This window comes from Cellulophaga sp. F20128, assembly GCF_023015805.1.
GTDB lineage: Bacteria > Bacteroidota > Bacteroidia > Flavobacteriales > Flavobacteriaceae > Cellulophaga.
In genome coordinates, this window is sequence record NZ_JALKBA010000002.1 from 1 (window position 1) to 23,078 (window position 23,078).

The 23,078-nt window shown below is 36.0% G+C and carries 20 protein-coding genes and 2 tRNA genes; 14 read left to right on the forward strand and 8 right to left on the reverse strand.

Going from position 1 to position 23,078, the window contains the following annotated elements; translation table 11 throughout:
* The first annotated feature begins 516 nt into the window (after positions 1-516).
* The 12 genes from MWU65_RS02120 to MWU65_RS02175 all read left to right on the forward strand — a co-directional run bounded on the left by MWU65_RS02120 (position 517) and on the right by MWU65_RS02175 (position 11,699).
* Complete coding sequence (locus MWU65_RS02120; protein ID WP_247075395.1) at positions 517-699, forward strand: hypothetical protein; 183 nt, start codon at positions 517-519, stop codon at positions 697-699.
* Entirely contained in the window at positions 699-1,004 is a 306-nt protein-coding gene (locus MWU65_RS02125) for a type II toxin-antitoxin system RelE/ParE family toxin (protein WP_247075396.1), read from the forward strand. The genes MWU65_RS02120 and MWU65_RS02125 overlap by 1 nt, the downstream gene beginning before the upstream one ends.
* Before the next feature lie 219 nt (positions 1,005-1,223).
* Positions 1,224-1,832, forward strand: coding sequence for a hypothetical protein (locus tag MWU65_RS02130; RefSeq protein WP_247075397.1), 609 nt, complete (start codon positions 1,224-1,226; stop codon positions 1,830-1,832).
* A 429-nt stretch (positions 1,833-2,261) separates the two neighbouring features.
* Positions 2,262-4,448: a hypothetical protein gene (locus MWU65_RS02135; protein WP_247075399.1), complete on the forward strand. Its 2,187-nt coding sequence runs from the start codon at positions 2,262-2,264 to the stop codon at positions 4,446-4,448.
* Positions 4,449-4,694: 246 nt separating this feature from the next.
* The gene (locus MWU65_RS02140; RefSeq protein WP_247075401.1) at positions 4,695-6,455 is read left to right on the forward strand and encodes a serine hydrolase; all 1,761 of its coding nucleotides are present in this window, start codon (positions 4,695-4,697) and stop codon (positions 6,453-6,455) included.
* Positions 6,456-6,748: 293 nt separating this feature from the next.
* Complete coding sequence (locus tag MWU65_RS02145; protein WP_247075403.1) at positions 6,749-7,156, forward strand: nuclear transport factor 2 family protein; 408 nt, start codon at positions 6,749-6,751, stop codon at positions 7,154-7,156.
* Between the two features lie 393 nt (positions 7,157-7,549).
* Positions 7,550-8,545 carry a metallophosphoesterase gene (locus MWU65_RS02150; protein ID WP_247075405.1) on the forward strand — a complete coding sequence of 332 codons (996 nt, stop codon included), beginning with the start codon at positions 7,550-7,552 and terminating at the stop codon, positions 8,543-8,545.
* Positions 8,546-8,815: 270 nt separating this feature from the next.
* A complete protein-coding gene (locus MWU65_RS02155) occupies positions 8,816-9,211 on the forward strand; it encodes an ACT domain-containing protein (RefSeq protein WP_247075407.1) in 396 nt (131 codons plus the stop codon).
* Between the two features lie 270 nt (positions 9,212-9,481).
* Positions 9,482-9,880 carry a hypothetical protein gene (locus tag MWU65_RS02160; protein WP_247075408.1) on the forward strand — a complete coding sequence of 133 codons (399 nt, stop codon included), beginning with the start codon at positions 9,482-9,484 and terminating at the stop codon, positions 9,878-9,880.
* Positions 9,881-10,040: 160 nt separating this feature from the next.
* Positions 10,041-10,757, forward strand: coding sequence for a VIT family protein (locus MWU65_RS02165; protein ID WP_247075410.1), 717 nt, complete (start codon positions 10,041-10,043; stop codon positions 10,755-10,757).
* A gap of 1 nt (position 10,758) precedes the next feature.
* Positions 10,759-11,097 carry a hypothetical protein gene (locus MWU65_RS02170; RefSeq protein ID WP_247075411.1) on the forward strand — a complete coding sequence of 113 codons (339 nt, stop codon included), beginning with the start codon at positions 10,759-10,761 and terminating at the stop codon, positions 11,095-11,097.
* 185 nt (positions 11,098-11,282) lie between these two features.
* Positions 11,283-11,699 carry a hypothetical protein gene (locus tag MWU65_RS02175; RefSeq protein WP_247075413.1) on the forward strand — a complete coding sequence of 139 codons (417 nt, stop codon included), beginning with the start codon at positions 11,283-11,285 and terminating at the stop codon, positions 11,697-11,699.
* Positions 11,700-11,782: 83 nt separating this feature from the next.
* Here the strand turns inward: MWU65_RS02175 and MWU65_RS02180 are convergent, their stop codons facing one another.
* Positions 11,783-13,042, reverse strand: coding sequence for a divalent metal cation transporter (locus MWU65_RS02180; RefSeq protein WP_247075416.1), 1,260 nt, complete (start codon positions 13,040-13,042; stop codon positions 11,783-11,785).
* A gap of 62 nt (positions 13,043-13,104) precedes the next feature.
* A complete protein-coding gene (locus MWU65_RS02185) occupies positions 13,105-13,740 on the reverse strand; it encodes an ElyC/SanA/YdcF family protein (protein ID WP_247075418.1) in 636 nt (211 codons plus the stop codon).
* Positions 13,741-13,888: 148 nt separating this feature from the next.
* Between MWU65_RS02185 and MWU65_RS02190 the strand changes: the two genes are divergently transcribed.
* Positions 13,889-15,490 (forward strand): S41 family peptidase, encoded by a 1,602-nt coding sequence (locus MWU65_RS02190; protein WP_247075420.1) that lies wholly within the window; start codon positions 13,889-13,891, stop codon positions 15,488-15,490.
* Between the two features lie 111 nt (positions 15,491-15,601).
* Positions 15,602-16,114 (forward strand): outer membrane beta-barrel protein, encoded by a 513-nt coding sequence (locus tag MWU65_RS02195; protein WP_247075422.1) that lies wholly within the window; start codon positions 15,602-15,604, stop codon positions 16,112-16,114.
* A 23-nt stretch (positions 16,115-16,137) separates the two neighbouring features.
* Here MWU65_RS02195 and MWU65_RS02200 read toward each other — a convergent pair whose 3' ends face one another.
* The 6 genes from MWU65_RS02200 to MWU65_RS02225 all read right to left on the reverse strand — a co-directional run bounded on the left by MWU65_RS02200 (position 16,138) and on the right by MWU65_RS02225 (position 22,940).
* Positions 16,138-16,644, reverse strand: coding sequence for a PLD nuclease N-terminal domain-containing protein (locus tag MWU65_RS02200; protein WP_247075423.1), 507 nt, complete (start codon positions 16,642-16,644; stop codon positions 16,138-16,140).
* Between the two features lie 92 nt (positions 16,645-16,736).
* The gene (locus MWU65_RS02205) at positions 16,737-17,588 is read right to left on the reverse strand and encodes a DUF1080 domain-containing protein (protein WP_247075425.1); all 852 of its coding nucleotides are present in this window, start codon (positions 17,586-17,588) and stop codon (positions 16,737-16,739) included.
* A gap of 230 nt (positions 17,589-17,818) precedes the next feature.
* Complete coding sequence (locus MWU65_RS02210) at positions 17,819-19,270, reverse strand: membrane dipeptidase (protein WP_247075426.1); 1,452 nt, start codon at positions 19,268-19,270, stop codon at positions 17,819-17,821.
* Positions 19,271-19,425: 155 nt separating this feature from the next.
* On the reverse strand, positions 19,426-22,317 hold the full coding sequence (locus MWU65_RS02215) for a DUF5060 domain-containing protein (RefSeq protein WP_247075427.1): 2,892 nt from the start codon (positions 22,315-22,317) through the stop codon (positions 19,426-19,428).
* A gap of 338 nt (positions 22,318-22,655) precedes the next feature.
* Positions 22,656-22,739, reverse strand: a tRNA-Leu gene (locus tag MWU65_RS02220).
* Between the two features lie 129 nt (positions 22,740-22,868).
* A tRNA-Gly gene (locus MWU65_RS02225) sits at positions 22,869-22,940 on the reverse strand.
* Between the last annotated feature and the right edge of the window lie 138 nt (positions 22,941-23,078).

The window sequence follows — 23,078 nt, forward strand, 5'->3', positions numbered from 1 at the left end:
GCCTATGGAGATTTAAGGTTAACTACTTATCGTAAAATCCTTGAATTTAATTTTAAAAAGTAAGTGTGCTTTTGATAACTCAGTTATACTATTGTCTTGTGTCGGCCCAGACGACTGGCAGGAGTGATATTTCCACCGCAGGAAGGGTTAAGAATCAAATGCTGTTTGAGCGCAAGCGAGTTCATTTGATTTAGCGCCGAGGATGAGAAATATATCCGAAGAGTCAAGCCGTGATTTTTTTGGTTCGTTTTTTTATCCAGAAAAAAATGAACAAAAGAGTTAAAGTCTCCAAACATATTTTAATACTTGGATTGTTTATTCTACTTCGAAGTTGCAAACTTCGAAGAGCAGATAATTTTAGAAGCAAATTTTGAAAATGTAAGGGTGGTTTTGGTATCTTAGTATGCATGTAATGCTTCATTCGGTCAAAAGTTCCAGAAGAATGCGATTTTTTTGTAAATTTGAAGGAAAGGAATCGAAATGGATATCAAAACATCGAAAATAGAACTTGTCAAAATGATATTGAATATCGAAAATGACAATTTTATCCAAAGGGTAACGGATTTCATTAGGAATGAAGAATCGGACTTTTGGAACGAGTTAAGTGCATCTGAACAAGCGGAAATTAAAAAAGGAATCGAGCAATTGGACAATGGACAACGGATTTCGTACAAAGACGTGCTTAATAAAATTTCTTAATGAAGGTTTTTATTTCGGAGCTAGCCGAATATAAACTTAAACAACTTACAGAATATTTACTGGAAGAATGGAGCTATAAGGTCAAAAAAGACTTTTTGGTGAAATTAACCGCAAAAATAGAGCAGATTTCGGAGTTCCCTGAAAGTTGTCAAAAATCCTTAGCATCTGGGGGAATATATAAATGTGTGGTAACAAAACAAACTACATTTTTCTACCGAGTGAATTTTTCTAAGAAGGAAATTGAAATTATCACGCTATTCGATACCCGAAATGACCCAGAAAAACTAAAAAGTCAACTGCAATGAGGGCGAATACCCGACGAAAATTCCAGTAAATAGACTAGTCAAGTTAACCTTAGGTAATTTTACCACTCTTAATGGTTCTTCCCGTTAATTATTGAAATAGGGTAGTTCTGTATGCTTACCAAAAGGTTTGGGTTTTATTTACTAAATTAGTTTTATACAAATTACCAACAACCAAAACCAAAAATGGTTATTTAATTGTAAAAACTAAAAGGCATATATATGATTGCTGTTTTTTTAAAAGCCAAACATTGGCAATTATTTGTCGCAATGCTGGGTATTCCAATTCTTTTTCTATTGTATGCTTTGTTAAGTATGTCCTCGGATTTTGAAATGACATCGAGTCAAAACCCAGAATATTTGTTGCACACTTTTAAAGCGTTTCCTGTAATTATGATTCTATATACCGTTGTTTTTTTTGGATGGTTTTGGTCAATTGCAATTGGCCTTCAGAAAAAAATTCCGCAAGAAATAAAAATGAAAGTTAAAAAATTTAAGATTTTATTCTTTATTCCTCTAATCTATATTACTTTGGTTTTAATATTTATGGATGGCCTTTATTCTGGAATGGGAGTAAATGGATTTCCAGATAGTGGTTGGTTTGTTCCTATTATCTTGCCCCTTCATCTGTTCTCTATGTTCAGTATTTTCTATTCAATGTATTTTGTTGCAAAAACAATTAAAACTGCTGAATTGCAAACAAAAGTTGGATTTGGAGATTTTGCTGGAGAATTTATCTTTTTGTGGTTTTATTTCATTGGAATTTGGTTTATACAACCACAAGTCAATAAACTCTTTGAAAAAGGAAATAGTGCAACCAACAAGACCTAAATCTAATGAGGCCTTTGGTGCTTAAATTGAAATTCCTGAGCTTAAATTTTAAAATATAAATGGCTTTTTGTAGCTAGAAGCTATACTATTACTTGTGTCGGCCTAGACCTCTGGCAGGATTCATATTTCCACCGCAGAGGGCGTTAAGAATCAAATGCTGTCTGAGCGCTAGCGAGTTCATTTGATGTAACGCCGAGGATGCGAAATATATCCGTAGCGATCCAGCCTTGATTTTTTTGGTTCGTTTTTTCAGCAAGAAAAAAATGAATAATCACTAAAAGAAGTTGCAAACTTCGAAGAGCAGAATACACTTGCTGGTAATTTTTGGAGGCAAATTTCTATAGCGTGTTCATTTTTAGTAACTTAGGTGCTATAATAGAAATAATGGTAGTTTTATAGCTATCTGTATGTTCGTAGTACCTTAAATTCATGGAGGAAGAACTTAAGAATAGAAAAATTGACAAAAAGAAAGCAATAAAAACACTTCAGTTTTTTGCGGCCTATTTGGTTGCTGCGTGGACCTTACTTCAATTTGTAGATTGGGTTTTAATTCGGTATAGTATTTCACCCTATTGGGTAGATCTTTTGTTGTGGATTTTTAGTGGTATCATTCCTTCACTCCTTATCTATTTATACCATCAAGACCGTATTAATAATAGAATCTTGAAATTACGGGAGAAGATTATTTTTCCACTTAATATTTTGTTCATCATGGTGGTTACCTATTTTGGTTTTGGTAATAGTGATTTAGGAGCCACGACAAAGACCATAGCGTATACAAACGCAGAAGGTAAAGAAGAAACCACACTGATCACTAAAGAAGAATTTAGAACGAGCTTTCCTATTTTTAATTTTAAACCCATAACGAAAGACAGTACCCATGTATGGTTAGAGTTTGGCATTTCCATATTACTTCAAGAAGATTTGCTACAAAACAAAAATATTAGCCCAGAAGTTAAAGGCATAACAAACACGGTAGATAAAGTGGATTATGCTAAGATTTTTAATGATTTTTATATAGACGGTGAATTTGACATCAACGATGATACCTATACAATTACTATGTTTATTAGAAATGCAAGGAACGGCAAAGTGACCAATCAGCAAACTTTTGAAGGGAAAAATATATTAAGTCTTGTTGATGAGATGACTGTTTTTGTTACTGCTAATTTTACCTCTAACGAATTGAATGCACCTCAATACATGGACTTAGATGTAGAAGAATTTACCAGCAGCTCCTTAAAAGCCTTAGCGTACTATAGAAACGGAGATTTTGAGAACGCTATAAAAGAAGACAGCACCTTTGCTTTAGCCTATTTGGCTTCAGCAAAAGTAAATCTACTTTTTAATAAAAGTAAATTTGAAGAACGCACCCTTGCAGACCATGCTTATAATTACAGTGATAAGCTTCCATTACAAAAACGAGGTGAAACCCTTATATTTAAAAACCTAGCTTATGACCAGTTTAACAATGCTGAAACGCTTATAAAATTGCAATTAGAGGTTGACCCAAGCGATAAAACCTATTCGCGCTTACTTTACAGTATTTATGGACGCACTCAAAACTTAAGAGACTATACAGAATTAGCTTATAACAATTATAAAAGTGAACCATCTACAACTCATGGTCTTCAATTAATACATCCAGGTATAATAAATGAAGACTATAAAATGGTCCTTGATGAATTAAATAGGCTAGAACTTTTGCTACTCAATGATAATAATATATTTCCACTTAAAATTCAGCCCCAATTATTTAAAGGCGATCTAGAGGCTGCAGAAAAAAACTTATCTAAAATGGATTTGTTATTTCCCAAAACAGGGAATCTCACTAAAGTCTTTAAAAAAGCAGTCACCTATTTAAAAGGTCATAAGGTTACTAGAGCCGATTTAAAAAAATTTGAAGGCGAGTATCGTTTTAACGGCAATGAACAAACCGTAAAACTATGGGTTGAAAACAATACCTTATTGCAGTATGTCTCAAACCAAAATATTACACCCTTTTTAATGGCTGGAGCCAACACTATTGTAGCGGGATCCCCAAATAATAGTAGAACTTGGGAAATTACATTTTCTAAGGATGAAAGGAATAAGTATTACCGCTATAAAAATGAACAAAACGACTTTGATAATTCTACTGTATTCTACTATTGGAAATTAGACAACACCATTAAAAAAGCGGAAGCACTATTTGATGAAAAAAAATTAGATGGCGCTAAAATTGCCTATACGGAAGCTATAAAAGCCAATCCGAAGCACTATTATTTAAAAGATGTTTTAGAACATATTAATTATATTCAAAGCATAGATTCCGTAGCCTTGCAAAATCAATTGAATGATGTAGTTGGCACCTATGGTCCACGAATATTTTGGATGGAAGAAAGTAAACTATTTTATAAGCGGGAACAAGCGGAAAATGGACAAGTGTTTCCGAAAATTGAAATCTTGCCTATAAGCAAAGATCGGTATATAAATAGGACTAACTTCAGCACCATATATGCGTTTGAATTTGAGAATGGGAAATCAAAATACTCATTTCCGTATCAATATCTTATGGAAAAGGAAGCGTGGATTAAATCAGAATTAGAAGAAAATACTTTTGTGAAAGATTTATAACAACTACGGCCAATAAGCCTCCTGTAAAACGCACTTCGTATAGTCCTGTGTAAGTAATTTACTATCATTTAAGCTTTATGATCCAGATAGGTACTGGGAATACACTTATAAGTAATTTTAGGTTTAAATTTAAATAGGGAGCTCATTTTTAGTAACTTAGGGTTCTAGTAAAATAAGTGCAGGAGTGCCTTTATTTGTAGGTTGCGCTTTGTTCTAAACAACCATAAACCATTTAAATAGTCGATTATGAAATCAAATTCAAATTATCCATTGTACAAAAATGGAATTTTCATACTTTTTTTAGTATTCATAAGCAATTTGAGTTTTGCTCAAACAAAAGTAGAGGAAATCGAAAAACTTTTAAGTACCTATGAAACCTATGGAAAATTTAATGGTTCCGTTTTAGTGTCTAATGAAGGTAAAGTAATCTTTAAGAAGGGATTTGGTATGGCAAATATGGAATGGAATATTCCAAATGAACCCAATACAAAACATCGCTTAGGCTCTATCACCAAACAATTTACAGCGATGCTAATTTTGCAATTGGTTGCCGAAGGGAAATTAGATTTGCAAACGCCTATAACTATCTATCTGCCAGATTATCCCAAAGCTAGTGGCGCTATAATAACCACCCATCATTTACTAACACATACTTCAGGAATACCAAACTACACATCATTTCCTAAATTTATGGAAGACGAAAGTCGCAACCCCTATACCCCTGAAGATTTTGTAAAAATGTTTAATGAAAAGGAATTGGATTTTACACCAGGCGAAAAATTTAGCTATAGTAATTCGGGTTATTTTCTTCTCGGGGTTCTTATTGAAAAATTGTCTGGAAAAAGCTATGAACAAATGCTTCAAGATAAGATTTTTACCCCATTAAAGATGAAGGATACGGGTTATGATCATCATGGGGATATCTTAAAAAATAGAGCAACGGGTTACGAAAAATTAGGTAGAGGTTTTATGAATTCTAGCTATTTAGACATGTCTATTCCTTATGCAGCAGGTTCAATGTATTCTACGGTTGAAGACTTATATAAATGGGATCAGGCCTTGTATACCACTAGTATTTTACCAAAGGAATTTATGGCCCTTTATTTTAAACCTTATATCCCTGCTTTTGGTAACGTCCATTACGCTTATGGATGGGTTGTTGGGTATGCTAAAATAGGAAAATCTACAGATAGTATTTACGGGATAGGGCATGGCGGTGGAATCAACGGTTTTAATACTACTATTTCTAGGACAACTTCTACTAATTCATTGGTTGTACTTCTAAATAATACAGGTGGAGCACCACTTGACGATATAACAAAAGCTATTCGGGGCATTATGCATGGCAAAGAATACGACATGCCTAAAAAATCAGTAGCTAACGTGGTTTTCGCTGTTATTGAAGAGAAGGGGATTGATGCAGGAATAGTACATTATAATCGTATTAAAAATTCTGAGAACTATAGTTTAAGTGAAAGTGAAATGAATGCAATTGGCTATCAACTTATGGGTATAGACAAAGTTGAAGAAGCCAACAAAGTATTTGAACTTATTACGAAGGAATTTCCAACATCGTTCAATGCCTATGATAGTTTTGGAGAAAGCTTAATGAAGTTAGGTAAAAAGGATCTTGCTATTGAAAATTATAGAAAATCGGTAACCTTAAACCCCAATAACCAAAGCGGTATTGATGCGTTACAGCAACTTGGGGATGATGTAAGCGATTTGGTAAAAGAGGTAAAAGTATCCATTGCTATTTTAGAAACTTATATCGGTGCATACGAGCTCCAACCAGGGTTTATTCTTACCGTTACCAGAGAAGAAAATCAATTAAAAGCCCAGGCTACAGGGCAACCGGTATTTGATTTATTTCCAAAATCTGAAAATGAATTTTATTTAAAAGTAGTTGATGCTCAATTGGCCTTCAATAAAAATGATGCTGGCGCCATTGAGAGTGTGACCCTTTTTCAAGGAGGGCGCGAAATGAAAGGTAAAAGAATAGAGTAGTTTTAAACAACTAATAATTTGCAATGTAAGACTTGGAGTAACGGAAGATCAACAAGGTGTACTATGAAAAAGTATGGTTGATTCTGACAGGAGCCGGGAATTCTCTTGGTTGTGATTTCAGGAACAAATTTTAATACTGAATTCATTTTTAATAACTTAGGTGTTCTAATAAAAAACAGGCATCTACCGATAAATAACCGTAGGTGTTCCTTTGTTAGATTAATCGCAATGGAGAACTAAAAATGGGAAAGCCGAAAACCGTCCAGAGTAGGCACAAAATAACAACCACAATCATGACAACTGAAAAAAACATTCAAGTAATTAACGCGTTGTACAACGGGTTTTCAACGGGCGATATGCCCACTGTACTTGGATTAATGGATGCTAAAATACAATGGAACGAAGCCGAAAGTAATTCGCTTGCAGTGGGGAATCCCTACAATGGTCCAGATGCAATTTTAGAAGGCGTATTTGCAAATCTTGGAGCTAACCACGAACACTTTGGATTACAGGATGTGAAAGTCCACGGAATGAATGATAACATGGTCTTAGCTACAATGCGATATGATGCTAAAGTAAAAGCTACAGGGAAGAGCTATAATGCACAAGCCGCTCATTTGTGGACGCTTAACGATGAAGGAAAAATTACTGCTTTTCAGCAGTTTGTGGATACTAAAAAATTGGCAGACGCTGAAAAGTAATTTTAATTGTTCCGCCTAAGACATTATTAAAAAATAACCAAAGCACAAACAGGCATATGCCGAATTCTGCCCAGTAAAAGCTGAGCAAATGGGATATGCCATACCTTATTATTTGTACCCACTAAAAGTAACACCAACAAAACCTCTTATAAGCATCCCAAGACCAGCCCACGCTAATGAACTCTTGCTTTCTTGGTAGCGCTTCTTTTTTTATTCAAATAAGTTCGGGAATACACATGGAAGGTGTTTTGTGTGGTCAATTTTTAAAAAGCAAATGTACTTTTGGTACCTTAGTGCAGCTATAGAAATAACAGTATGTCTACAGCAATTAGTAAGTTGTTATACAACCTAACGAATTATAAATAAGCTTTAGAATAAATCATTAAATAGATCATGAAAAAAAGAAGAGATTTTGTGAAAGTGTTATCAATTGGTGGGGCTGCAGCTATGCTTCCACTAAGCTTGAGCGCCAATAGTATTGAGAACCTTACAAAGAAGAAAAAAAAGTTATTGAGATTCGCTATTTGTGCTGATATACATCATGATATTATGCATGATGGGGAAGAAAGACTCCAAGCATTTATTGATGAGGTAAAAGAGAGCGATTTTGATTTTATTATTCAATTAGGTGACTTTTGTCGTCCGTATGATTATAACCAAAAATTCATGAATATTTGGAATAGTTATCCCGGAAAAAAATACCACGTCATAGGGAATCATGATATGGATGGTGGTTTTTCACGAGATGAGGTTGTGAGCTATTGGAATGCTATTGGCAAATCATATTCCTATGACTGTAACGGCTACCATTTTGTGGTTTTAGATGGCAATGATAAGAACCCTTCTCCAGATGGGCCATCTGGATATGCTAGATTTATTGGAAAGGAACAGTTAAAGTGGCTAGAGAAAGATTTGGCAGATACCAGCTTACCAACCATTGTTTTTTGTCACCAAGGTTTAGATAATGATTTAGGAGGTATTTACAATGGTACAGAAAGTAGGTTAGTATTGGAGGAAGCAAACAAAAAAGCAGGTTTTCAAAAAGTACAATTTGTATTTTCAGGTCACCACCATCAAGACTACTACAATAAAATAAACGACATCCACTACATCCAAATCAACAGCATGTCATATCAATGGTTGGGAAGCAAATATCAGCATATACGGTATAGTGAAAAAGTAAATGAAACATATGAATGGATAAAATACACAGTCCCTTACAAAGATCCTATTTGGGCCTATGCGGAAATTTCGACAGATAACACCTTTAAATTGTTTGGTAAAAAATCAGAATTCGTGGGACCATCCCCCGAAGAATTGGATGTTGATATGAGTGTATATGGATACCCCATTGTACCCTATATTTCGGACAGAGAAATTAAATTATAATTACAAAAAACAGTTTAGAACTCTGTATAAAACAATGCTAAATCAGTTGGTTATCCCGCAAAGAACCTTATACATAGCGTTGGCAACAAGCTAAAAAAATAAAAATAGAGAAAGCCATACCAAGCTACGCTAAATAGTAAACTGAATGAACTATTTGGTATGGCTTGTTTAGCTTCGTACCTTATATAATACATTCCATTTAATTTAGGTGAAGGGGATGGGATTGTTGTATCTTTAAGTTCTCTTATACACGATAAATAAAACGATTACATGGCTGGTGAAACCAATTTATCTGAATTAATAAAAGGAATGACTCCCATACTGAACGATGGAGAATATGTTTTTGTGACATTACAAGATGTTGGTATAATTGATCGAAAAAACACCATTTGTGAGTTCAAAGAAAAAGAAGGTACAACTATTGTTATTGCGAAAGAGCAAGCAGATGAACTAAACTTGAGTTATGAGTATAGTGCCGCTTGGATTACCCTTATGATTCATTCATCACTTGATGCTGTTGGTTTAACAGCCGTATTTTCTACGGAATTAGCAAAAAATAATATTAGTTGTAATGTCATTGCAGGATATTATCACGACCATATTTTTGTAGATAAAAAAGACGCAGTTACAGCCATTGAAGTTTTGACGCAGTTATCGAATAAGTAATGACCAATTTATTGCTAACAACGATTCCTAAATAAACCTTTATGAAGTCCGGCTTAGTGAAATTCTGTTTCTATAGTAGCGCTTCCTCTTTCTTCTTAGCTTGGAAGGTAGCCGGAATAACAGGCGTTTTAACTTTAGTGATCAAAATTGAAATACTAAGGGTGCTTTTTAGGTACCTTACATACTATAATTGGAAGCAACAGTACACTTACCGCTATCCGTATGTTGTAACTAATTAAAAAAATAAACTAAAAAAACATCTTAGAATGTATGAAAACAAAAAGAATAATTTCATTCGTAACAATTGCAATATTAGGAATGGGTTCAATAGTCTTACCGGTTTTTTTTCTTGACGATTTAAAACATTATGACTCACCTTTATTTTCATTAATCAGAACTGGAATAGAAGGCATATCGATGTACAGTTTAGGCTTCCTGATTTTTTCAGGATTTATTGTTAAGTTATTTAGTGATGTTCCCTCATGGAAAATTGGATTAATGAGTATGATTTTATTTCCATTGGCCGCTATTTGTGAAATGATAGCCGATTCTTCTTCTCATAATATGTTTCCAATTGAATTTATACTCTATGGCTTTTATACAATTCCAGCAATAATAGGAGCCTATACTGCTCAACTCATTAAAAGTTTGGCGATAAAAAAGAAGTAAAAACTGGCTATAAAACTGTATAAAAATAATTGCTAAGAAAGCCGTAAATATGAACATTGTAGCCCGCATAAAATCTAGTTGTGCCTTGAAAAATTCGAGTCCCGAAGTCGGCTACTATTCTTATACCAACCGTTGTGTGTAATTTAAACAAATAGGAGGAATGACAGAAAAAACAGAGGATTTAGATAATTATTTAGACAATCATTATATACACCGAAGTAATTGGTTAAGAGCTGCTGTACTTGGAGCTAACGATGGAATTTTGTCTACTGCAAGTATCGCAATTGGAGTTGCTGCTGCTAGTGATATTAGGGAACCAGTTGTTTTGGCAACATTAGCCGGACTAGTTGCTGGTGCTTTATCAATGGCAGCGGGAGAATATGTGTCAGTAAGCTCACAAACAGATGTTGAAAAAGCGGATATAGAACGTGAAAAACAAGAACTCTATGATATGCCTGAAATCGAATTAGAACGATTAGCGGAAATCTATGAAAAAAGAGGTCTTAAAAAAGAGACTGCGTTAACAGTTGCCAAAGAATTAACGGAACACGATGCCTTAGGAACACATATTAGAGATGAATTAGGAATTAACGAAATTAGTCAGGCTAAACCTTTGCAAGCTGCATTGGCATCTGGGTTAGCATTTACCATAGGAGGAGTACTTCCTTTTTTAGTAACACTTTTTCTTCCATTAAAAAGTATGGAATATTCACTTTATGGTTTTGCTTTGTTTTTTCTAATAATTTTAGGAGCCTTAGCTGCCAAAACGGGAGGTTCAAGTATAAGAAGAGCTATTATTCGAATTACATTTTGGGGTACAATTGCAATGGGACTTACAGCATTAGTTGGTTATTTGTTCAATGTGAATATGGGATAAAATGAAAAAGAAAAATATTCTTTCACCTAGAGAATTTGCAAAACGAGTACTTAAGTATTCCCTATTTTCAATAGTTTTGTTAAGTATTTCAATTGGGATAGGAGTTTTTGGGTATCACTACATAGGAGATTTAAATTGGATTGATAGTATTTATAATGCTTCCATGATATTAACTGGGATGGGCCCAGTAAACGAACTGAATACTGATTCTGCAAAGTTATTTGCTTCAATCTACGCCATATTTAGTGGGGTTATTTTTTTAAGTACGGTAGCCATATTTTTTGCGCCATTTGCTCATAGATTAATGCACTTATTGAAAATTGACGAAATTGATGATTAAAAGATCAAAACAACAAGGTCTTCTTTAAAAAAACCTAGTCCAGTCTACCATAGTGAAGTCATATTTCCTAGTAGTTCTTAATCTTTCGGCTCTTATACTAAGCTCATTTCGTTTATCCAGATTGATTCCTAGAATACAGTTGTGTGTTAACGTTCATTTAAGAAATACAAATTAGAAACTATAAAATGAATAAAAGATTAAAATTCTATCTGATTAATTTAGGGTTGGTTATGGTCTTAAGTTTTGTATTACTTCAATTTATGAATGGGACAGGTAATGATTATCCTTTTAATTTTTTTGGAATATCAATAGTAATCGCAATCCCAATAATTTATTTTCAATATCCGATTTTGAATTATAAAAAAAATTGGATATATAAATCGGTTATTTTTTACCTGAGTATGCTCATTTTTTTATTCCTACTAGGAGTAATTCTTGCTTGGAATGAAAAAGTTGGAAGTAATGAAGCTGGTACATGGTTAGCTCGATTTGACTCTGGATTAAGAGTGACTATTTATGGCCAAATATTTGGTGGTATTTTTTCTTTTATAATTATAGTATTGACAAATATTGCATTAAAAAGCAAACTGATTGAAAAATAATATAGAAAACATATATACCTACAATTGCCGTCAGTTTACCAACAAAACCAACGTGATAAATACTATTAATTATAATTGAATCCCTAGAGATAGGCCACCCATGCATAATAGAGCGCAAACAAGCTTAAAAATACGATGCCGGCATAGGTTAAAAATTGCAGTCCTTTTTTAGGGCGGGCAGCAGCGGGCATATCTGTACTCATGACATTTTTAAGGTTCATATATCCAACTATGGGAGCCACTAGAAAAGAAACCGTAGTTGCCAAGGCTACCACCTTGCCCATATTGGCATTGAAAAAGATGATGACCCCTAAATTAATGGCAGCTAAAAGCAGTACAGTGATTGTAAAATAAGATTTCTTTGGTGGGTTGCGAACGGTGGTTTTGCTACTCAATTTTTCAAGGACATCCAAACTAACCCTGGCAATGGCATCATGGGCGGTCATGCATGAACTAAACATGGTGGCAAAGGCGGCTGTGGCCACAAAAACAGTGGTCCATTCTCCAATATTTACGGTAAAGAGGGTAATGAGTTGGTCTGCAAAACCTACCGCACTACTACTCATAGCCGTGCCAGTGCCATAGAGTGAAAACCAACCGATGACAAGGAACAAAATGGCTAAGATTCCGGTGAGCACATAGCCCAGATTAAACTCAAACAAGGCATCTTTAAGGAGAGGTTTTTCGATGGTGAGCTTTTGTTTTTCAATAGTCCATAGGCTCAACCAGCTTGAGGTTTCTACCGCTGTTGGCATCCAACCTACCAAACCAATGATAAATAAAACACCCACACTATCAAAAAAAGGGAGGGGTGTAAAGTTAGCGGCTTGGGTAACTTGTCCGTTGTACAATACCACAGTGGTAGTGACTACCAAGGCTACAAACAAAACGGAAACAATTATTTTTAAAGATTTTTCAAGAAGGAGGTAGCGCCCTACAATAAGTAAAATAGAAATAAACGCAAACAAACCCAAGGCAACCCAACCAATGGGAATCTGTGAAAGCTGAAACAGATTTATCAACAAACCAGAGGTAACCAAATACAGGGCCGCTAGTATGGTAAAGGTAGAAATAAGCGTGATAATAGCGTAAAACCACAGATAGCCCCTACCGCGGTTTAAATAGCCTTCTATAAGTGTTTTGCTAGTAGCGTTGGTATACCGAATGCCAAATTCGAAAAATGGATATTTTAAAATATTGGCCAGGAGAATAGGAATCACCATAAGCCAGCCGTATTGCGCCCCGGCTCGGGTAGATAATACAAGATGGGAGGTGCCAATGGCCATACTGGCAAAAAGCAGCCCAGGACCCAGGTTTTTAAGGAGGGATTTAAAGGGTAACATAGATAGTGGTTTGGTTCTTGGTTTTTTTATTTTTCATCACTGCATAACTACAATACTTTTTGTTAGACTATGGTTATTTTCTCCCCAAAAAACTTGGGTTTCGTTTTAAAAATAAGATCTATAAAAACCTTGACACGGGCCAAATACTCTCTGGTTTGTACTTTTAATCCCCCTTTTCCTGTAATGTCATTTGCGTTGTATCCAATGGCTGTCATGCCTTTCTTTTCGGCCAAAAATATGGCCCGTTCGTTGTGGAATTGTTGTGAGATAACCGTAACGCTGTCCAAGCCAAAAATAGCATGTGCTCTCACCATAGAATCTAGCGTTCTAAAGCCCGCATAATCCAAAAATATTTTGTCTGCCGGAATACCGCCTTTCATTAAATCCTTTTTAATGGTATTTGGTTCGTTGTAATAAATGCTGCCATTATCACCACTGACCAATACATAATTTATTTTTTGTGCCTTGTACAATTCAAGCGTCGCATTTATTCTGTAGGAGTAATACAAATTGGGTTGTCCGTTGGTAAGTCGGTTCGATGTACCCAACACCAAACCAACCCTATTGTACGGAATTTCAGTAACCGCATTGTATGTTTTTTTAGCCGTAGCTAGTTTAATAATGCTATTGCAACAAAACACCAATAATAGAGGGACTACAATAAAAACGAGACTAGATATAACAAGCTTTTTCTTCATAGAAGATTAAAGGTACAAAATTGAAACAATCCTTTGTTAAAAATTATAGGGAGTTCCCTATTTGTTGTAACGGAACGGATGTACAGTTTTAGGTTCAGCCAAGAGAGTATTATCTTTACTAAAGAATCACTAAAACAACACTGCTGTTTTGAGAAAATTATACGTCGGCCTTTTTACATCTTTTTTGTTGCTGTCTTGCGCCAGTGTAGATCGCTATAATGCGCAAATTAACAATGCTCATACCCCAGAAGCCTTACAGAAAGACGTAGACATCGTCTATCGGAAATTACAACGCCTACACCCGCGTTTGTACACCTATATTTCTAAGGAAGAGCTCGATGCTAAGTTTCGTGATTTAAAAATGAGCATTACTACGCCACTAAACAGTAGGCAGTTTTATAAACGCTTGGCCTCGGTTGTGGCTGAGGTGCGCCAAGGGCACGCAGGTGTAATTCCGCCCATGCAAAAATTCACCAAAAAGGAACGCAAAGAATTAAGCAAAAAGAAGTTTGAGTTTCATTCCCTAAATTTTGAACACCTAGACCATAACTTATGGGTAGAAAGTACCTTGGGTGAAGATAGTACCCTTGTAGGGAGTAAGCTTCTAAAAGTAGGTGGTGAACCTGTAGGTAAGCTCGTAGAAGAGTACAAGCGCTATTTTGCATCAGACGGTTACAATACCACCTTTTATGATAAAAAGGTAGCCCGCAATTTTGCGAAGTATTACTATGCGGATAAGGGGTATCTAGACAGTTTGGCGGTTACCTTTTCTGCTGCAGATAGTGTGTATACCAAAGTATTTCGGAGAATTCTCAAAGATTCTACCCGTTTTGAAAAGGAACAAAAGGATTCTGCAACAATTGAAAAACCCAGAAAGCTGAGCAAGGAGGAACGAGTGCTCGCTAAAAGGGAGCGGAAGAAAAAATTAAAAGAAGAGGATAAGTATGGTTATATTAAAGCCAAGAAGTATTACCATCGGAATTTAGATTTTATAGGAGAAGAGGAGCCTGTTGCCTATATGCAAATCCGCAGTTTTACCTATGGCAATTATAAAGACTTTTATGAAGAAGCTTTTAAAAAAATAGATTCTGCCCAAGCAAATAACCTTATTTTAGATTTGCGAAACAATGGCGGTGGTCGGCTATCCGAAATTCATACCTTGTATTCCTACCTTACCGATACACCGTTTCAGTTTATACAAGAAGGAGAGATAAAGACAAGCTTTCCTACAGTAAAATCATTCATGTCTGGCAGTACTTCTGTGAGCAACACCCTTTTTAGAAGCTTGTTTGTACCTGCCCTTTTTGTGCGCGATATTCTCAAAACCCACAAAAAGGAGGGTAAAAAAGTATATCGATTTAAAGAGGCTAAGCTAAAGCCTGCCAAAGATTTGCATTTTAGTGGGTCGGTATACGTTTTAATTAATGGTTATTCTTTTTCCGCATCTTCTGTACTGACTAATTATTTGCAAGCCACCAACCGTGCGTTGGTTGTGGGTGAAGAAAGTGGTGGTGCTTATAATAGTACGGTAGCCGGACAGACCAAGGTGGTAACCTTGCCAAATTCTAAACTAGACTTCTACTTTGGGATGATGGTATTAGAAACCCCCTTTAAAACAGAAATAGAGGGCTATGGGGTACAGCCCGATGTACCTATTGTTCCCACGCATCAAGATAGGATCCAACACCTTGATCCAGAACTGGATTGGGTACTTCAACATATCAAAAAAACAAGGGTTAAAAACAAGTAAGCACGGTAAAACATGCATTCTACCACTTTTTAGTATTGTTTTGCAACATAAATAGTTGCTGTTTTAGATAAGGTTTTAGCTTTGACAGGATTACGTATAAAACAAAACAAAATGAAAAAACGAGTACTTGCTTTAGTTTTTCTAGTAGCAGCAACAAGTGTATTTGCGCAAGAGGGCGCAAAAATTGGAATTCAAGGTGGTATACCGCTCGGTGATTTTACAGATGATGTGAGTTTAATGGTAGGGGTAGACCTGGGTCATATGTGGGCCTTGGGCGAAGTAGTAGATGTAGGTGTATCCGGGGGTTATATTCACGGGTTTGCAGAAAAGTACCATACCGGTACTATTGTCAACGATTTGCCGAGCATTCAGTTTTTAAAAGCAGCCGCTTCTATTCGTTTTTGGGCCTCTGATACGTTTTCATTTGGCGGTGATATAGGCCAAGGCTTTGGCTTAAATGATGGTAATGAAGGTGGCTTGTACTACAGACCGCAGTTGGGGTTTTTAATGAGCGAACACACCGAAGTGAATCTATCTTATACCGGCATACAATTGGAGGACCAAGCATGGACTAGCGTATCTTTAGGGATTGTATATACCATAAATACAATCAAAAGGTTTTAGGAACGTAGCTCCCGACTTTGCAGTTATTTGTTTGTTTTTCTACCGTAGAAGTAATACAACAGAAACCCAATAAACGGAGCAAAGAGCACAATGATAACCCAGACGATTTTATCTGTTTCGGGCTGAAATTCCTTGCGAACAATATTTTTTAAAACAAAGAATAGGATCAAGGCATACATAAAATACAGGAAGGGAGTTACAAAGACCAACATCAGGCTTGCCAAGGGAAGGGAACTGTGTTTGGTTGTCTTAACCTTGCTTTTCTGCGTAAAGGGAATATGATTTATTTTCAAATATTCTATAATGCTACTTAAATCATCATTTTTAGCTATAGCAATAGAATAGACTTCATCTGGTGAAGTCGCGTATAAAGTAACCGTAGTATTGTTTACAATCTCTGCTTTTGTAATGGAAACGGGGTTTGCAAGATTACTCATAAAGTAATCCTTTGTAATTTCTTTGGGAACATCTGTAGCGCAACTGCTACATACTAGGAGTAAAATAACCAATGCAAAAAGATGTTTTTTCATAAGATATAGTTGAACTATAAATATAAGAAAAAACATCTTTAACTACTTGATATATGCCTTATTATAAAGTAGGGGTAACTGTATTTTTGTTCTTATTCCTGTTTTGCTACGCGCTTTTCAGCCAGTAATTGGTCTACGACCTCTTTTAATTTTTTAGGGTCGTCTGCATATTTTTCTAGGTTAACGATCTCTACTTTTCTAAAATCTACTGGGTGACTCTCGCTTTGTAAGGAAATAGAACCTCCCGTAAGTAACTGTCCTTCTTTTGCTCCGTTTATAGGATCTAATTGGGGCTTGTTGTAGCGCATTACCTCTTCTCCGTTAACGTAGTGTACAATTAATGAATCTCTAATGGCTAAAACTTCTACACGTACCCATTGTTCGCCGTGATACGTTTTAGAACTAGAGTTTGCACAATGTTGTTTTACAATATTACCATCCAAAACATATTGTGTGCCAGGTGTACATAGGTTGGCTGTAGATCTAGGGTTAGTACCATCACCACCCAAAAGTTGTACTTCTATAGAATTGGGGAAATCCTGATCTAAAGTCATGGTGCTTGGATCTTGCCCGTGAATCATAATACCACTATTTCTATACGCCCAACCTGGTCCGCCTTTTACTTGGTCTCCAACAAAACGGTATTCGGTAGCAAAGAGGTACGTAGAATACGGTTTGTTGTAAAATAGATGTCCAAATTGCTGATCAAAAGCGTCATAGCCATCATAGCGTACTTCAATATTACCATCGTTTACCTGAAAAGTGTTCGCAAAATTTTCGTTTAAAGCGTGATTGGTGATTTTTATTTCCCAATCTTTTAAATCCTTGCCGTTAAATAGTTGTTCCCACTTTGCATTTTTTGAAGAAGAACAGCCAACCAAGAATATCGCGGCGCCAAGAATGGTTAGTACTGAGCATTGAATACGTTTAAAAAAGTGTGTCATAAATATGGTGTTTGAATAAAAGAGTTGCTAAAGTATAAATTTAGTAGCAAATCAGCATTCTTAATGCTCTTAATATTGTTTTAAGAATAAAACATTGTATAAAAAATGGGTTGCTAATTATGATTTTCCGAATTTTTAAAGCCACCCAACCGCTAATTTATTACTTTAATTGCGGTAGCTCTATCTAAAAATTCATCCTCAAGTCTCTGTTGGTTTTCGGAACGATTTTTTTATCTAAAAAATCGTTCTAGAAACTGATGCCCGTTTGTAGACATAATCCGTGTTACTATCTCGTCGGCGTCAATATTGTTTTCTGGCAGGTTAAAGCTGTTGGTTGCTCTGTAATTGTAGGCGTGGCGCTCTAGGAAATCTGCTAAAAAAGGAAGCTCTTCCGCAGTCCAAAATCCGTTTAAAGGATCTATAATACCATCATAATCTGTTCCCAGTGCTAGACAATCCCAAATAAACAAGCCGTTGCTGTCTAGCATTTCTGCAATATGTTGTATTTGGTACCATAGCAATTCAGCCCGATAATGCATTATTTTAGAGCGTTTTGTAGCGTGTTTTACATTTTTAATGGTCGTATTACTCGCTATTCTCCTTTCGTCCAATTGCAATCCAAATATGCCTTTACTTTTTGCGATTCTAATAATTTCATCATCGTAGAAATTAATGTCGACCGTTTTTAATTTTTTTGCCACTTTAGAACCTTCAGCGGTTTTGTTGCCTACAGAAGCATGGCCATTGGCTGCACCATGACTTACAATAATAGGTACATTTCTATAGTCTGCTGTATTTTCTAGGAGGTCATAATACTGTTTTCTAGAGGCAACGCTCATGTGTTTAATGTCGATAAAAATACGTCTGCCATTAGCATTGCTTAATAATTGATGCACCACCATTATTCCTAAATCGGTAAAACCAGTGTTGATACCTTCAGATTGGTCTACCTTCTTTTTTACCAGTTTTGTAAAGCTTTCGGCATGTCCGCACAAATGATTCCAAAAATGATGTGCTATGGCAACAAAGAAAAGAGGCGATTCCCAAGATTTCATAGTATTTATCTTCGCAATAATTTCAGATTCACGAGGAGGGTTGGGGAGGTTTGAGTTTAATACATGCATGCCTTCAATAGAGAGAATTACACAAATGGTAGAGAGGGTCGAATTTTGGTTGGCATACTGTATCAATTCAATTTCTTCGTAATTTTTAACCAGCTTGTATTTAAATTTTCCTTCCGGTAGGGTAATGATCGTATCATCGAGCTGTTTGTAGAAATCATATTCCATTTCAAGGTCTTTAAAGTAATCTTTGATGCCTTGTATATGGTCTACTCTTTTTTTACCAACCCCTGTGGCAAAGTTGGCCGAAATATCCTTGATGAATTCCGATTTAATTTTATTTTCAAAAAACCATTTCTCAAGTGGGTAGAGGGAGACACAAACAACACTAACACCTCCTTTAGCTAAGCTCGTAAAATTAGCTTGCGAAAATTTGGTTAAATGGATGAGGTAATTAATAAGTTTGTCTACTATAGAAGGCGGATTGTATTTCCAAATACTACTAGATCTGTTTCTTCTGGGATTGTTGCGGCCAATAGTTTTGTAGTTATAGCTTTTTCCGTACGGTTTCATAGCAGCGTGACAATGAAAATCTACGTAATTGTTTCTTTTTAATGACATATGGCTACAATTTTTTAGGCCTACATAACTTAGGTGATGGGCAACAGTCCGATAAGTAAGTTCTGTATTAAAATTAAGAAAAAAATCGCATATAGTAGGTGTGGAAAACCTTTAAAAGCATAAAATAAACAAGCATGACTTTGCTGTAACGGTATCTATTCTGGAATAAAATTTTTATCCTTTGCCAAGGTCCATTGATCCAATTCAAAGCCATCTTCCCGCATGGAAAAAGAAATGATATATTCACCTTTATTTTTAAAATTAAGAGTAATGGTTTGTGGTATGCCACAATGCTTTTCAGGAACACGCTGCGCTGAAGACCATGTCCATTGGTTTTTTCCGACACACCATTGCATTCTAGCACCACTTTCTGGCCATTCTTCATCCACTCCAACATGTAAGCCATTATCTTCTCCGCCACTTGAAAATGCCCTTCCCCATACATAATAGATCCCTGGATTTTCAATTTTTATTTTATAAGAAACAATACCGCCTGAACCTGCTATAGGATAAAAATTATCGCCTTCAATAAGCTTGTCAGTATGGGCAACCCTAGTGTCTGGTAAGGCTTCTATATACCCATTACCACTGGCTGATTCAGAATGATTTTCAATATCTTCTGCCGCAAAAGGGAGGCTGTTGTTCTGTGAGCGAACATACCATTCGCGTGGAGCGCCATTGTTTGTTTTGTGATGATACGCTTCTGCCTCTACATTTAAAAGGCCATTTTTCTCTGTAAAAGGTGTAACATTTTTAAGTTTGCTCTTAAGTGCTGTTTGGCTTGGAGAAAATGCTAGCTGACTCCACCTTCCTCTAGCCCAGGCGGTTTCATCGTTTTCAGGAATTTTCCCATTGGTTACCGCTTTGGATACTACTTCTATAATGTCATTTTTATGTAAATATATAGGGTCAATAGTATGTCTAACTCTTTCATAATCTGCTGTCGTTTCTGGGTTTTGAAATTGTTTTATTTCAGTTCCATTAACAAGGATTTTATAAACGGATTCCCCATCATTTTCGGCCATAGTTATAAAGGCACCATGATACAAACCACTAGGGTGTTTAAATACCAAACGAGCACTTGCAAACTGATCTCTTTGGGTTTTGTCGGCTGCATTTATCGCTAAAGCAGAATTTGGGTTTCCGTTGTAGCCAAGCGGAATATTTTTGTAATATGTAGCCTTACTTGAGGTGTTTATGTCAAAATCAACCACCGCACTATAGGTTATTGCTTTTATGGATTTTACTTCTGCTACATTTTTTCTTTTTGTGGTTAACAAGGCAACCCAATCCTTGTCCCTGTTGGGAGGAAAACCAATAGAAACTGTTTCACCTCCTTTTACCCATTTTACAGTGCCATTTTGAAGTGACCCACCTGTTCTAGGATTGTACCACTTTACCGTAAATTTAGTAGAGGTCCCATATAAGTTAATTTTGGTTTCTAGTACTTTGGGAAGGTAAACGGCATAGGTATGGCCATTTTCAGCAAACACATAGTCATCGGGGTTTTCCGTTAAGTCATCTGCCGAATGCATTTTTGTAAAAGGAAGGTATGTTTGAAAGAAATCTAAGGCATGTCTCGTTTGATTCCAAAGAATATCTCGCGATCTCCAGTCTTCACAATTTAAATCGTTATGGGCCAATTTGTATCCAAAATACCACTCTACTCCAGCACCGCCAGCCATTAAGTTACCCCAGAGTGTATGGTGTCTTACCTCATTGTGTTCTGGGTCATCTGAATCAGGGACTACCCCTTTAGAGGCAGGGCCAATTTCATCTTGACATACAATCCATCGCTTGTCGGTTTTTTTAGAGGCATTAATCCATTTTAAAGTTCTTTCATGTACTTCATGTGGATGATGTGTTTGCATTGAGGGGCCATCCAAATGGGCATAGCCTAACAAAGGTTCTAGAAATAAGTCTTGGTCTTTGCTCTGGGCGTGCGTGTGCAATACCACAAAGTTTTTGTATGGGTCATGTGTTTTTAGATACTTGGCCATATCCTTCCTGTCCTTATCAGATTGCCCTTTTGGCGTCCATTTTAAAGGCCCGTTTTCTTCCCCTAAATTCCATGTAATTCCTAAATGATGCGAAAAACGAGCTATTAACTCCCGATAATAAAGTTTGCGCTGAACTCCCAATTGTCCAATGTCTAACAAGACTTCATTTTCGGTTTCTTGGGTTACAATATGTAGCATTAAGCCCAATTTGTCCATATGATTAAAAACAATTTCCCACTGGTCAAGTTTACTACAGTCAAACCTGTAGCGTTCATTAATATCAGTCCACGGCCATACATCCTTACCGTCACCTTGTACGTTCATTGTTAAGAAATAAGCAGAATTCATACCTTTTGAGCTGAGGTAATTTAAAGCGCCTATGATGTTTTTTCCTTTGCCATTTTGCCAAGAAGGATCATCAGAATTCCAATCTTGGGCATGGGGTTTGTATTTGTGTGATGGCGGAGTTTGATCAAACTCATAATAGCCTAGAAAGTTTTCAGGGCTATCTGCACCTCCCTTTATAAAATACGTTTTGGTTTCTGCAAATTGAAGGTAGCCTTGGTCCGTATAATTTAAACGACCTTTTGCTCTAAAATCTTTTCCTGTTTTATCTGATTTTACTATGGTGAAGTTTCCTTTTTTACCATCAAATTGTACGGCCTCACCTTCGTTTTTATCATCGCTAACAGCTATGGCGTTGCCTTTTCTAAAAGACACTTCATAGGTCCATTCTCCAGTGGTATCTGGTGTAAACCTAACTTTCCAAATGTTCCCTGATTTTGCACTGGTTTCACTTGCATTGCCATCTGCGGCATAAAATCCTGGTACCACATAGGTTTTGTCTTTATTTTTAAAGGTGACATTTAAACGATAGTCTAAAAATGGATTTACTTCTCCGTATTCCGATAATTGTTCGCCTGCAAAACTAAGGGTCACTCTGTGCCATTTTTTTAATTCACCGTCTATGGAGACGACTGATTCTTGGGCGTTGGAAATACATAGAATGAAGAAGAATAGTACATTTAAAATAATTATTTTTTTCATCTTTTAATAGTTTGGTTTTTGGTTTTTTGAAATAGGGTACTTTTAATTGGGTGCTATATTAAGGTAAGAGGCGGCTGCTGAGTTTACGCATTGCACTGATTTTTTTGTAGCGTGGTAATTTGTCTAATAAGAAGGGAAGTGGAGTGAAATTGATCAACACTTGGTTGCTTCTTTTTAGTGACATCATAATAAGGTTGGTTGTGGTTGTTCAATTCGGTATTGCGTAAGCAATACGGAAGTGAGCTACTAAAAATAGAAAAAAAACGAATATAAAACCTTTTTAAAAGAAGAAGAAAACAAAAAACCCTTGAAAATCATAAGATTAACAAGGGTTTTTGTACTCGAGGCGGGACTTGAACCCGCACGGACTAATGTCCATTGGATTTTAAGTCCAACGTGTCTACCAATTCCACCACTCGAGCGTGACTGTTACTAGGAACAGACAATTGGTAATTTTTTGAGTGAAAAATGACTCCGATACTTCAGAGGAACTACAAGGCTATTAAAATTTTTAACAACTAGTTTGCAATTACCATTTTTCTCAATACATGAGCGAAAAAAGGGATTCGAACCCTCGACCTCCACCTTGGCAAGGTGATGCTCTACCCCTGAGCTACTTTCGCAAGTTTTAATGAACGTTGCATCTTACTCAGATGCGGATGCAAATTTAATACAATTCTCTAAAAAGCAAAGGAATTTTTAGTAAAAAAGCAGACAATTTTATTTTGACGGCTTGCTGAGGGTTCAAATTGCGTAAAATG